This is a genomic window from Ancylobacter gelatini (assembly GCF_022601675.1).
GTDB classification, from domain to species: Bacteria; Pseudomonadota; Alphaproteobacteria; order Rhizobiales; family Xanthobacteraceae; genus Ancylobacter; species Ancylobacter gelatini.
Window position 1 is genome coordinate 247548 of the sequence record NZ_JAKVIL010000006.1, and the last position, 13383, is coordinate 260930.

The window sequence follows — 13383 nt, forward strand, 5'->3', positions numbered from 1 at the left end:
CCTCGGAGTGCAGCGCATCGCGTGTCGCTCCGAGCAAGGTCCCATAGCGGACCGCCGCCTCGAAATTGGCAGCGAACCGCTCCGAGAAGGACGGCGCCGGCCCGCCGGTGAGCGTGTCGGCGCCGGTCTGCGCCGCGTCGAAAACGGTGGTGTCGAGATCATCGCTCACGGTGCGGGGCTCCAGCTTTCACCGTCATCGGGAGCCGGCGCCGCCGACCGCTGCATGTCGAGATAGAACTGCGCCCAGCCCGCGCCGAACCGGGCGTCAAAGGTCGGGCCCAATGCCGGGTTGTCGATCAACTGCCGGATGGACTGATAGCTCGGCACTTCCTTGAAGGCTGCCGGCCTGCCCGGCGCCTGCGCCGTGGCGGCCGCGTCAGCCCGGGCGGCATCATCCACGGCCGGATTGACCGTGACCGGCTGGCCCACGCCGGCACGGCGCAGCACCGCCGCCGCAGTCGCAGACGCCTCGCGCTCGGAACCGGCCGACCGCAGCACTTGAGCAAGCACTTCGTCGGCCTGGTCGCCATAGCGCTCGACAACCTGCCGGCCTACATCGAGGGCGGCACGGTCAGGGTTCGGTGCGCGGGTGATGTCGAGCGCGATGGCCTGCGCTTCTCGCTTCGTGAGTGGCTGGCGCGCGAGGTCTGGAATGCCCAGCTGCGACTGGGCATCCATGCGCAGCGCCGCGAGATCGCGATATGAGCTGGGATTGTTCGGGTTGAGCGCATCCTTAGCCGCGCGAACCGCGTCGAACGCCTCATCGACGGCTGCCGCCGGATCCGTGCGCCGGCGATCGAGCAGGCTCTTGGCCCTCTTGCGGGCGTCATCGCGCACCTTCGCGGCGCCGGCGAACTCCACATCCCCCGGGCGCGGTTCGAGCTCGGCAAGCCGCGCTTCGATTTCACCCTCCGGCAACACGCCGAAATCCGCCGTTGCCTGATAAAGCGTTCGTGCCTGCTGGCGATCATCCGCCCATTTCACCGCGGCGGGCGCGCCGAGGATCTGACGCACGTCGTCGAACTCAAGCTCGCGACCACCGACGAGCACCGGCGCGCCGGTTTCACGCAGGCTGGCGACATCCGCCCGGATCGCTGAAGTAAGCTCGAGGCGCCCCTGCGCCGAACTGCGCCGTTCGATGTTGCGCTCGTTGCGCGCCTTGCCAATCAGCTCATTCTGGAGCCCGTAGACCGTGCTGTAGTCCAACGCCGCCAGTGGGCCTTTCTTCTCCCCCCAGGCGGCCGTCAGGCCAGAGGCGAACTGCTCCTTCGCTGCAAGATCCGGCAATTGCTCGAAGGCGCCACGCACCCGCGCGCGTGCCGCCACGTCCATCAATTCGCGCCGCCGCCGCATCGCCTCCGCTGGCGCGATGCTGCCGGATGCTGCCTGCCCATCGATAATCGCGCTATTGCGCCGAATTTCGCGCTCGAGCTCCGCATCGCCTTCGGGAGAGCTGGCAAGCACGAAGGCGCGGCGCTCTAGATCCCCCTTCGCCGCCTCATGCTGTTCATCGGCCGCCGCCGACATGTCGGCGCGCTGGCGGGCAATCGCGCGTTTTTCGATCTGCTGGCTATAGGTCAGGGCGCGACTGGTGAACTGGCGTTCCGCCGCCTCACGGATCTCGGGATCGGCGAGGTTGGGATCCTTGAACAGCGCCTCGCGAGCGTCGTTCAATGCCGCGGAGAAGCCGTTGGGATCATCCTGGTGCTGATCGAACGCACTGGTCAGAGCTGCGTCGACGCCGGCGGCGAACCGCCAGGAGAAAGCTCGCTCCGCCGCCGCATCGTAAGCCTCGCCGGCAATGGTGCCGTCGCGGCGCAGCGCCATGCGCGGCGCCGACGCAGATGCCGGCATCGCTCTCGCCGCCGGCTCGCCGAACATGGTGCGCAGCGCCGGCTGCGCCCAGGGCGGCGCCTGGTCGACGGAATGGCCGGCATAGGCATTGCCTGCCGAGCCCCATACCGCCGGGTTTTCACGCGCATCGACATGAAGGGAATTGCCGCTTTTGTAGATGCCCACGCCCCGCGCGCCGCTGGCGACAGCGGCCGAAAGCAGCGCTGCCTTCTGATCGTCGCTATAGCCGGAGATATCGATATCCAGCGCCTCGCCATGCAGGTGCTGCGAGCCACGCGCCCCGCCGACGGCGGCGTTCCGCGCGGGATTGCGATACCCGGATGTCACGCGCAGTTCCGGCACCACGCCGGCGCCCGTGATCCCGTCGAGCAGTGCACGCGCGCCACCGGAAAGCCCATCGAGATCCGCCGAGGTGCCGGCGACGCGCGACGGCGGGGCCGGCGACGCCACCTCAGGCACATGGGCGGCGCCGGCCGCAGCACCAGCCGCAAGGCCGGCCGCCTCGCCTTCGCGAGCGGCGGCCCGGTCTGCCATGCGGCCAAGCTGCTCGCCCAGGCCGTTGAATACCGACGCGACCGCAGCACCCGCCACACCGGATACTGGTACAACCCCGGAAATCGGTGCCGAAATCTGGCCGCGCGCCTCTACCTGCCGGAACCCGCCGGGCGACGAGGATCGACGGTTCACCATGAGATCACCCCCTGTTCGCCATGCTGATGCCCGCGCTCAGCAGCCCGCCGGCCGCGCGCAGGTTGCCCGCGCGACGCACGGCCGAAGCCTGCGCATAGAGCGAAGAAGCACGAGCGCGACGCTGGGCAGCTCGGTAGTCCTGGTCGGCGCGATCGACGGAGAGCTCCTGCGCCGCGTTGCTCTCGGCCGCGGCATTGAGGTCCTGCACCAGGCCGGAACCTAGATCGATGCCTGCGGCCGCGCCGCGCACGTCGTTTTCTCCAAGCACCGACAGCAGCTCACGCTTGATCGCCGTGCGGCGCTGCAAGCCGAGATTGCTTTCGCGATCGGCGTCGAGCTCCTCCTGTTTGGCCTGCGCCGTGATGCTCTGCGCCTCCGATCTACCGGCAGCCACGCTGCCAAGCGCGCCGACGATCGACGCCGCGCCGGAAAGGATCGAGAGCGCGGACAATCCACTGAAGCCCGCGCCTGCCGCGGTCACGCCGGCCGCCGCGGCTCCAGCGGCAGCGGGAGCGGCCGAACCGACAGCAGGCAGGAGGGCGCCGAAAACCGGAACAAGAAAGCTCATAGCGCAGCCTCCACCGTGATCGATTTAAGTGTGAGGCGACCGGGGCGGAGCTGTGTGATGGTCACGTAAGGATCGCTGCGCCAACCGCGGAGGTCACGAATGGTTCGCTGACCAGTGAAGCCTTGCGACAACTCGGGTGCGCCCGCCGAGATATCGACGGCGCGGAACAGATCGACATCACGCACCGGGCCGCCATTGACCGAGATCGCGACTGAGGTTGTGTCCTCAAGGTTCAGATGCACCGTGTGGATCCGGCCGAAGCCTGTCACCACCGTCTTGGGACCGACCTCCCGCGAGAGCGGGAGTGTCGAGATCCAAGGCGGTATCCAGCGACCATAAGTGACGTTGCTTACGGGGCGCGGCAGCGTCACCGCGCCGCCGCTAACCGTGAGCGGGCCGAATACGTCGCCGTCACCAATCACCCACAGGATGGTTCCATCACCATGGTCGAGCGGAGCAATCAGACTGGTGGGCGGTGAGATCGTGAAGCTCTGCGCATCATCAAGCAGCAGGCCTTCTTCGAAGGACTCGAGCGAGCGCATGCCATTAATCAGCGGCCGCTGCACAATAACCTTCAGCTCATTGCGCCAGTTGCACGCGACCGAGATGAAATCGCCTTCGCTTCCGACCCTCGAAAAGGCTGTGACTTCTTGCTCCCGCAGAAGCGTTCCAAGCACCAACCGATGATCGTCGCGAACCAACGCGATCCGGTTGCCCTGCTGCGAGCCAGTTTTTCCGCGCACGGCAAGATCCGCAACGTTGGCAACCAGGTGCGGGGCCAGAAGCCCGAGATCGCCGGTGGCATAATTGCCGCTCACGTCGGTCCAGCGCATTTCGCCGACGCCGCCGCCGCGCGCGAATGCGAACAGCACAGCGCCTTCGTTTTCCGCGACGCCATTTCCGCGCAGGCCATTGCGGCTGGCCTCGACATGCACCGGTGGCTTGGTCTTGCTGAACTCGCGATCGGCGATCGAATATTCGGCGCTGTTGGTTAGGATCAGAAGATCCCGCGCAGCCACCATGCGGCGGATGATTTCGCCGCCGGGGATATCCATAGGCACACGGAACGCACCGGCGGCGGTGTCGTTGCGTTCATCGAAATTGAAGTAATCGCCGGTACGCGACACCATGTAGGTATTTGGCTGGCTCACGAGCCCACCAAGCATCAGACGCTGCTGGTAGAACACCGCACAGCGTGGCCAACCCCGGACATAAGAAATGATTGGCTCACCAGGCGCGACGCCCGCCACACGCTTGACGCAGACAACGGCAGCATCAGCCTTGTTCACGACACGGCCTGACACGGCCCATGCGTCGCCGGCATTGGCGGCGCCGCCAAAGTAGACGCGATACCTATCGAGGCCAGCGTCGATGACGCCGACGCCAACACCCGCAGACATGTTTGGAAGTTCCAGAATGGCATCCCTGATCGCATGAGCCGTAAGGGTGGCGTGCGGTGCATCGGGGGGGCCGGCAAGACGCAATGAGGCCGTTTCGGAGCCGGTCACGGTGAGCGTGAAGATGACGCTTTCATTTTTCGGGTCATCGCCTTCGCGAAAGCCGATCAGCTCGATGTCCCATTCGGCGCTGACGCCATTGGTGTAGGCTGCACCATAGTCAAATAGCGGAATACCGTTGAGCGGAACGTCATCGAGCACCCAGCTCGACGGGCCATAATGCAGCAACCGCCGCGGCGGCCGAAGCGGATGCGTCAGTATCGCCGTGTCGAGTTGCTGGGCCATGACCAGCTCGCCTAACATCGCCGAGCTGTAATCATTGCCGACTTGCGACATCAGCGTCGGGCCTTGCCAGATGCTGAAAACGCCGTCCGACGCGATAATGTCATAGACGGCGCCATTCGATGCCGTGAAACTGAAAGCCCGGCTCGCGCTGGGCGGTAGCAGCGCCTCGCGCCGCAGGCCGGGGCGGATCGTCAGCCCGCCCTGAGGGGTGACATCAACATTCACCGCTTCACGCAAACCCGCCCAGAAATACTTGAAATCGTCGCGCTCCCACACCGATGCCGCGAGCTCACCGGCGGTAAATGCGGACTGCTTGCGGCCCGAACGCTTCATCCGCGCCACGCACTGCTGAACGGATCGAGCCCGGGGGACATCTTTTTCGCCGGGGTACGAAACGCCTGGTTGCGGATCGCGACCCCAATGGCACCGCCGCGGAAATCATCGCTCGGAGGGCCATACGCATCGCGACGCAGATCGGCTCGCAGGCTCTCGTTCGACGCCATTGAGAGCGCCAGCTCGGCCGCGATCGCCAGAACCACGGCATTGCGGAATGCTCCCGGCCAGCGGATCGGAGGCGGCCGCACATTGAACACCGCATAGAGCGGCTCATCCGCCGCGAGTATGTAGGGGCCGTGCATCGTCCAGCGAAAATAGGGAACATCCGGCTCGGAATGATCCTGGACCACACGGAGGGGCTCACCGATGACGTCGGTGGGGAGCTGGTAGGCGAAGGGATATCCGAGAACCCGCCCGCCCTCCGGCCCTGCAAGGCGGGAGAGTGAGCGCAGTTCGCGTGTGAAATCCCACGGGTGCAGATCGAGGCAGAAGTCGACCACATCATTGAAGACGAGCTCGATACTGTCCTCTCCGACCACGTCGGCCATCGAGCTGGGGAGTTCTTCGCCAATTCGCATGGCGGCGCGCTGTACAATGGTGATGGGATCAAGCATCGAACGCACCTGGAAAAATGGGGTGGCGGCCGGGGGTCCGCCTCCCCGGCCGCCGTCAGCCACCGCCTAGTCGGTCAGGCGGTGGTCTGAGCCGCGATCGTCACCACCGTGCCGGTGTTGCCGGTGACGACATAGGTTTTCAGCTTGGTGGCCGAGCCGACTTCGATGGAGGCGAAGATCTTCGACCCGACGGGGAGGATCGGCGCAGCCGCATTGAAATAGCCGCCCGCTTCGACCGCCGCCGCCGCGTCGGTGGTCTGGTAGTCGAACAGCCCCTTGACGGAGCCGGCGCCGACCCCGATCGCGCCACCATCCGCAAAGCGCATGAGGCCGAGAGCATTGTAGGCCATGGGTTTTCTCCGAAAAGCCCGGCGAAATATGCGCGGGCATATGCATGAGGGAACCCGCCCGGCCCTGCGCCGGGCGGCGCAGCGTCAGTTCAGCGTGATGGGGGTATTGGTCGGGGCTCGCAGACGAACGATGCCGTCCGCCTGAAGGCCGACATTCGCCGCCTTGGACAGCATGTTGAGCGTCCAGCACGTCAGCCGGTTGTCCCACTGCCAGGTGGTGTTCAGATCGGTATGAGGCGCGTGGCCGACGGCTTCCTTGTGCCACAGAAAAACATCGACCTTGTTGGCCGCCGGCACCGGGAAATACTGGTCGGAGAACAAAAACCAGTTCACGCCGTTCCAGAACCGCGTATCGGTCGCCTTCACGAAGGGCAGATCCTGACCGATGTGCTCCGCGCTGTTGACCTGCTTGGCCGAAAGCAGCTGGTTCCAGAGCAGGGACGGCAGGCCGCAGAACACCTCCCCTTCCCACGGAATATCCTTCGCCTGAAGGCGCTGGCACATCGCGAGGGCATGCGCCGCGGTGAACGCGTCGGTGCCGATATCGATGAAACTCGCGCCGGCGACCGGTGCGAGCGCATTGATCGCGCCAAGAATTTCGCGATCCGCCTTGCGGCCGAGCGCCATGCCGCCCTGCTGGAAGATTTTCTCCTTCTCCTGGGCGTTGTTGGGATCGGCGGCGCGATCGGCGTCGAAGTCGTGCACTTCGTCGAAGAACTGGAAGGTTTTCAGGGGCGCTTCCACCACGCCGCGACCCGTATTCGCCGGCGTCGCGCGCTGGCCGCGCTGGAACTCCGTCGCCTCGCCCTTGCCGATCAGGCGCCACTTCGCCTTCTCGCCTTCCACGCGATCGGCCGGCGCGACCGTGCCCTTAAGCCGGTTGCCCTTCGCCTGATAGATGTGGTGAGCGCGCTTGTTGAACTGGGTCACAAACCAGTTCGGCATTTCCGTCGTCGCCATGGGGTCCCTCTGTGCCTAAGGGACCGCGGCGGCGCCGGTCCCGTGAATGGAACCGACGCTAAGGCGCGGGTGTGCGCGTCAACCGTAGTGCTTCTGATACGCGGCGTCGTAGCGCTTGCGCAGGCCAGGATCGAAGGTCCTTGAATCAGGATCGATGCGCGGATCGCTGTCGAGCTTGTGGAGTTCATCCTTGGACAAGCCGGCGCCGGCGGGCGCCGAGCCACCTTCGACCTTGATCCCCTCGCCGCCGAGCAGTCCGCGGAATTTGTCGACCAGGCCGAGACCGGCGGCCGTGTCGGTGAGCACGTCGAACGCCATCTGTTCGTCGGCGGAGAGGCCCAGCTGCTTGCCGAGACCGGTCGCCCAGCTCTGCCGTTCAGTGACTTCTCTGGTGAGCGCGTTCTTGTCGGTGACGCCGATCGCCTTGCCGAACGCCTCGATTTCCGCCGCCGGATTGAAGGGGGGCGGCAGCACGCCGTTTGCGAGGGCTGGGCCGAACACATCGGTCATCAGGCCGGCAAATGCTTTCGGGGGAATACCGTGCTTCACCGCGGCATCGCGCGCAGCGGAATAGAGCGGATCGTCCGCATTGCCGAACGCGCCCGTGAGAGCGTCCTTGTGGTCGCCATCCCAGGCGACGATGTAATCCTTGGCCTCGCCCGGCGTGGTGGCACCCTTGAAGGCACCGTACAGTTTGTCGATGGTCTCGCGGTCGCTGGCGCCGGCGAGATCATCGGAAAGGCCATCGGGCCGGTAGATTTCCGGCGCGCCGTCGCCGGCAGCAGCGGCCGCCGGCGGCGCTCCCCCATCGCCTCCTTCCGTGGAAAAGGCGATGCGGACATAGCGTGTGGACGCGAGAAAAAGGGCCGAGCCCGAGGAACGATGGTGAAAGCGCATGGCGGATCCTCTTTAGGGTCAGGTACGGGGTAGCAGGGTCTCGCCGCGACCCTCGGCGACGAGACGTGCGATTTCAAAAGCGAGCTCGTTGGCGCCCTCGCGCTTGGCGCCCATCAGCGCCACCTGGTCGGCCGGCATCCCCGGCATGACCAGGAAGGTGACGCGGCGCAGGGTGCGTTCGGCAATCCAGTCGAGCAGCGCACGGCCGTCGTCACTCTCGGCAAGGCGCGCCGCGCAGCCAGCCAGGCGCTCGCGTGCCTCCTGCGCTCGGCGACGCTCCTTTTTCGAGTTTTCGGCCTGGTCTTTCTGCAGCTTGTCGAACTGGTCGAAATTGCCGTTCATAACGGCGGTGACGGCATCCTCGAAAAACGAGCTCATAGGGCGGTCTCCGGCGGAACGGGATCGGCGGGCGCATCGTTGATATCCGGGCCGCCGTTATGGCCCATGAGGGGCGCGAGCTGGCCTCCCGCTTGCGCAGCCATGGCCGCCATCGCCATTTCCTCATCCTTCTGCACAGCCTGCGCCCGCTCATCGGCAGTGAGGATAAAGTCGGGAGGAACATCCATGATGCGGCCGATCTCGGCGAGTGCCTCGCCCACCTTCGCGACCTGATTGACCTTCGGCCCCATCAGCATCGACACCATTTCCAGCCACTGGACGATCTTCTGTACGCGGCTGGTTTCTCGGGCGATCGCCAGCGGCGACGACACGCTGACGCGCACAAGAAGCTGATCGATCGGGGTTTCCCACTCGATCAGCCGGCGGGTATAGGCGATCTCGATCAGGCGGCGCACCAGCGGCACGATGATCTCCGCCACCAGTCGCCCGAAGGCGCCGACATGATCCGAGGCGAGGCGTTTCACGCGCTCGAGGATTTCCGTCGCCGAGCGCACCGCTGCGCCGTCCGGCGGCAGGCTTTGATCCATCATCGCCGCCTGCACGCTTATGCGCAGGTCGTTCAGGACGAGGTTGCTCAAATCAATGCGCGGATCAGGAAAACGCTGTACCGAAGGCCCTAGCGTGCCGCCATTGCGCGCCACCTTCCAGAAGGCTCCCGGCGCGATCGGCGAGTTTTCGACGTTGAACACGCCGTCGTCGATCGTGGTGTAGATGCCGATCATGGCAATCGCCGCTGCTTGCAGCGTGTAGCGCTGTGCGGTGTTCAGCGTGCGGATGGTCGGCATGGCGAGCATCACCGGGCCGCGCCCATAGACCTCGCCCGACACCTTGAAATAGCGCGGCGTCAGCCACGGGCAGGTGCGGTACGCCTTGGTGCTGATCGGCGCCTCGCTCTCGTCGCACCACACGGTATGGCGCCAGCGCTTGGCTTTGCCGTCCCACACCGTGTCCTGGTAGAGGTTGATCTCGGCTTCCGGGTCTTTTTCCTCCATCTCCGCCAGTTTCACGCCGAACTTGGCGCGTGGCCAGGCGTCACGAATGGCGCGGATCGACCATTTCCGCTTCCAGAAGATGCCGGAGATGTCGCCGAAGCCGCCGGCCTCGAGCAGGATTTCCGATATCGGCGCGGTCATGAAGCGCGCGAGCTTTTCACCCTCTCCCTCGAGCACCAGCATCGCGCCAGTGCCAGCCGACAAATCCAGCGCCATCTCGGAGAACGCGTTATCCCACTCGCCATCGAGCAGAGAGGATGCGACCACATCGCGGATCTTGGTGAGCTCCGCCGCGAGCTCCTCCTTGATCCTGGCATCCCGTACCAGCGGCCCGGGCTCGATCTTGAAAAAGGTCTCTCCCGGCGGTGCGAGATCGCTTTGAAGCTTCCCAGAGAACCGGAACGCGGAGACGATCGCCGTGTGGTCATAGACCTCGTTGACGCGCTCCTGCCCGGTGCCCTCTGAAGCGTCCTTCCGGTAGGGGATGGCATATTTGTAGGCGTCATCGAGCAGCGGCTGGAAGGAACTCCGCACGCCCTGAGCTTTATCCCGGCGTTTCTTCAGCGCCGCGAGCGGCGAAGCTGGACCAGCCGCCTTCGCCATCAGGAAACACCGCCGAAGGTGCCAGCGCCGTCGGAGCCTCCGCCTAGCGTGGGCGGCGCGAGGAAGGTGAGCAGGCGACGGCCACGCTGGCCACCCCCCGACGCCTTGGCCTGATCGACCTCCGCCTGCTGCCGCGCCATGTCCGCCAGCTGACGCCGCTGCGCCGCCGCCGCCTGCTGGCGCGAGAGCTCAGCGGCCCGATTGCTCGCGTTCACACTGGCCTTTGTCGATGATCCACCACCAAAAACAGACGACATTGCGCACCTCCTGATGAGGTGACGCTAAGGCTCGCCCGGCAAGGTCAACCGAAGCGCCAGATGCCATCAGCCTGAGGCCGGAAGCCCGCAAGTCGAGCGAGCCGCGCTCCTTCGGGCGTCCGGATGTCCACACGAATGCCGGGCGGCACGGTCGCGCGGATCGCACGCACGATCGCAGGCAGATGCCGCGCGGCGACCGGCGCCGCAATGAACCAGGCACCGCCATCACGCTGGATACCACCCACGGCAATCGAGGATCCATCATCTGCCCGCAGTGCCCAGGTATCGGCGGTCTCGAATTGCACGCGCAGAGCCGACCATTTGAACGCCGAGCAGTTGCCGGCGCAGGCGGCGATATCCATGAGCGAGGCCGGCGAGCGCAAGACGGTCATGAATAGCGCCCCCAGCCACCACCGAGGCCGACCCGGTGCGGATCGAACCCACCGGCCCGCAGGGGCGGGCCGCCATTGTGGCCCATGGGCGGGCTGCGATCGGCGACGCGGCCGCCGGCGCCAGCCTCGCGCACCACGCCGGCGCGGCCGCGATAGCCCAGCACCAGATATTGCAAGCCGTCCATGGGGTGAGAGGCCGCGTTCTTTTCAGGCACGGGGTCGTACTGCCCATCGATCCGTTTCTTGTACCGATAGGCGCTCGACAACGCGCGGATGGTCATCTTGCAGTGAGGCGAGACGATCAAGCGCGGCGACCCGTCGTCAAAACTGTGCCGGAGCTCCTGGCTCACCGCACCTATGCGCAATGACAACTCGTTCGAGATCGGGATCTGCACGGCGATGCCGAGCACAGCGCTGATCGCCTCATACCAGGCGAGCTCGCCGCCCTCGCGATCGGCGCCGTATTGCGAGGCCGGATCCGCCCAGGCCCGATAGGCGCTGCTCGAGCGCGCCGGGTAGCCGCGGCGGTCGAGCAGATCGAGCAGCGCTTCGCCGAAGCGATCGGCGCCATAGCCATGCCCGAGGTACAGCTCATCCGTGATGCGGATCTGCCCGCGTGGCGTCACCTGGCCGATCATCGCGGCGGGGTGCAGCCCGGCATCGAGGCCAATCAGGGTCAGCAGGCCGGGATCCGGCGCAATGTCACGCGCCGCCACATGGCGCGCGCGATCAAAGGATGGAAAGACCGGCTTGCCGTCGCGGGAATAGCCGAACAGATTGTCGACGAAGCGCCGGACGAACCAGTCCTCTTGCGTCTCCACCATGTTCTCGTAATAGCCCGCCTCGAGGTTCCCGAGATTCTCGGCATCGGGATGGCGACCGGACGGCTGGGCATAGAGCACGCGGTTCGGCTTCGCGTTCTCCATGAAGGTCGAATGGACCCAGTTGTCTTCATCCGGCGCGTTCAGATCACCAATAACCTGACGATGGCGCGGCAGCGATGGGTCCGCGAGGTCGACGCGGGCCGGATAGCGCCCCACGCGCTGCTCGACGGCGGCAAGGGCATCGTCGCCAAGGGTGTCCGCCTCATTGAGCCAGGCGCCGGAGATTTCGAGGCCGCGCAGCACTTCCGAGATGCGATGCTCGCCCAGGCCGATGAAGATGGTTTCCGCCTCCACCGTGGTGCCGTCCAACATCCGCCAGCGCAGAACATGCGTCACCGGCCGGTCATTGCCGCCCTGCCAGCTCGACCCGGGATAGGTTTTCGGGAACCATTGCTGCCAACTCTTCAGCACCGTCCGATCGGCGTCACGGAACGAGGTGCGCACCACCACCCAGCGCGAGCGCCGCAAGCCTTTCTTGTCCGGCGGCATGAGCGTGGCCGCGAGCACGCGCTTGAAGGCGCATGTCGTGGTCTTTCCCCCGCCCACCGGCCCCATCAGAAATTGCGTGAGGTCCCGCTGATTGTTCAAGAACGACTGGGAGACTGGACCGGGCGGGCGATATCTGAAAGGATCGAAGTCATCATCCTGCTCAAGGTCCGCCACCAGTGAGCGCACGTCGGTTTCATCAAGCATTTCGCGCGCCCTTTCCGGCTGTGATCTGACGCGATACTTGAGCGGCCCGCACCCCCACCCCTTCATGCACCTGAATTTTCACGGCCTCTCCACCGGGCGTCGTCGCTGAATTTGGCATCGGTGTGAGAACACATGCCCCTGCATGGGGGGCGGGGGGGCCTTCGGGGAAGGCCTTCGGCCGAGGCCGGGGGGGAGGTGCGGCCCGGCCGGCCGGCCCGGCGGCACCCGGCATCGGGCGCCCTTCGCACCCTCCGCCTATCCGGCGAGGGGGGACGGCGGTCGAGACCCGTTGATTTTCAATCATCGCCATCATCGCCAGCAAAGCCTTGCGCTTCCTCGCTTTCGCCTGCCTGTGAGACGGTCGCGCCGTGAGACGCCTCCGCGTCGCCGCCGCTAAGTCCTTGATTTTCCAAGAGCGGCAGGCCGACCGAGAGCGCACCCGCCCGCTGCCCGCCATCGATCCGCCCGCGATCGATGTCGAGCTGGTTCGTCCCGAGCTCAAGGATGAGCATCGGCAGCTTCTCGTCCGGCTGGAGCTCCACCGTCGGCATCTTGCCGTGCAGGTAGGGCATCAGCTCCGCCGCCGCGCGCAGCCGGATCGCGCGCGCCTCCGCCAGCGTCACGCGCTCGGTGCGAACACTGCCGTCCGGCTCCTTCACCCGCTGGCTCAACACATGCTGGAGGTCGGCGTCCGCCATCGACATCGTTTCCGCCAGGACCACGGCCGGATCGCTGTAGCCGAGGCCGGCCAGGTACTCGCGAAGCTGCTTCTTCGAGCGTCCCTCGGCGCCGGCCGGCCGCCCCGGCGCGCGCAGCCGCAGGGGCTCGACGCCCGGCAGCGTGGCCTGCGGATTTTTCTCGCCGTCGGCGCGCTCCGCCATCCCTCAAAACCCCCCGGATTTATTCGGTTTCGCCGCCGAACCCGGCAACACCATCCCGGCCGGTGTTGCCCCAAGTGTTGCCGAAATTCGCGAATGATTTCGGTCGCTTATAACCAAAGCAACACCATCAACACTAGCAACACCAATATCCATCCATACGCGCGCGCGTGCGTATGGATATACGTGAGGGCGATCCGGTGTTGCCGGTGTTGCCATGGTCAAATCCCGTCGATTTCCGCTGCTAGAACAGAGCCTTGCGCCGCAACACTTG

The 13383-nt window shown here is 65.8% G+C and carries 13 protein-coding genes; all 13 read right to left on the reverse strand.

Annotated features, from left to right (window positions below; genetic code table 11):
- Positions 1-165 precede the first annotated feature (165 nt).
- On the reverse strand, positions 166-2544 hold the full coding sequence (locus tag MKI84_RS12885; RefSeq protein ID WP_241620009.1) for a D-Ala-D-Ala carboxypeptidase family metallohydrolase: 2379 nt from the start codon (positions 2542-2544) through the stop codon (positions 166-168).
- A gap of 4 nt (positions 2545-2548) precedes the next feature.
- The gene (locus tag MKI84_RS12890) at positions 2549-3112 is read right to left on the reverse strand and encodes a hypothetical protein (RefSeq protein WP_241620011.1); all 564 of its coding nucleotides are present in this window, start codon (positions 3110-3112) and stop codon (positions 2549-2551) included.
- A complete protein-coding gene (locus tag MKI84_RS12895; protein WP_241620013.1) occupies positions 3109-5187 on the reverse strand; it encodes a phage tail protein in 2079 nt (692 codons plus the stop codon). The genes MKI84_RS12890 and MKI84_RS12895 overlap by 4 nt, the downstream gene beginning before the upstream one ends.
- Complete coding sequence (locus tag MKI84_RS12900; protein ID WP_241620015.1) at positions 5184-5804, reverse strand: phage connector family protein; 621 nt, start codon at positions 5802-5804, stop codon at positions 5184-5186. Before MKI84_RS12900 ends, MKI84_RS12895 begins: the two co-directional genes overlap by 4 nt.
- 74 nt (positions 5805-5878) lie before the next feature.
- A complete protein-coding gene (locus tag MKI84_RS12905) occupies positions 5879-6154 on the reverse strand; it encodes a hypothetical protein (protein ID WP_241620017.1) in 276 nt (91 codons plus the stop codon).
- Between the two features lie 84 nt (positions 6155-6238).
- On the reverse strand, positions 6239-7114 hold the full coding sequence (locus MKI84_RS12910; RefSeq protein WP_241620019.1) for a phage capsid protein: 876 nt from the start codon (positions 7112-7114) through the stop codon (positions 6239-6241).
- A 78-nt stretch (positions 7115-7192) separates the two neighbouring features.
- Positions 7193-8011, reverse strand: coding sequence for a hypothetical protein (locus MKI84_RS12915; protein ID WP_241620021.1), 819 nt, complete (start codon positions 8009-8011; stop codon positions 7193-7195).
- A gap of 18 nt (positions 8012-8029) precedes the next feature.
- Positions 8030-8389, reverse strand: a complete 360-nt coding sequence (locus tag MKI84_RS12920; RefSeq protein WP_241620022.1) for a hypothetical protein — start codon at positions 8387-8389, stop codon at positions 8030-8032.
- Entirely contained in the window at positions 8386-10005 is a 1620-nt protein-coding gene (locus MKI84_RS12925) for a portal protein (protein WP_241620024.1), read from the reverse strand. Before MKI84_RS12925 ends, MKI84_RS12920 begins: the two co-directional genes overlap by 4 nt.
- Positions 10005-10262: a hypothetical protein gene (locus MKI84_RS12930; RefSeq protein WP_241620026.1), complete on the reverse strand. Its 258-nt coding sequence runs from the start codon at positions 10260-10262 to the stop codon at positions 10005-10007. Before MKI84_RS12930 ends, MKI84_RS12925 begins: the two co-directional genes overlap by 1 nt.
- A 44-nt stretch (positions 10263-10306) precedes the next feature.
- Positions 10307-10654, reverse strand: coding sequence for a hypothetical protein (locus tag MKI84_RS12935; protein ID WP_241620028.1), 348 nt, complete (start codon positions 10652-10654; stop codon positions 10307-10309).
- Positions 10651-12231, reverse strand: coding sequence for a hypothetical protein (locus MKI84_RS12940; RefSeq protein WP_241620030.1), 1581 nt, complete (start codon positions 12229-12231; stop codon positions 10651-10653). The genes MKI84_RS12935 and MKI84_RS12940 overlap by 4 nt, the downstream gene beginning before the upstream one ends.
- A 296-nt stretch (positions 12232-12527) precedes the next feature.
- Positions 12528-13112, reverse strand: a complete 585-nt coding sequence (locus MKI84_RS12945; protein ID WP_241620032.1) for a hypothetical protein — start codon at positions 13110-13112, stop codon at positions 12528-12530.
- Positions 13113-13383 lie beyond the last annotated feature (271 nt).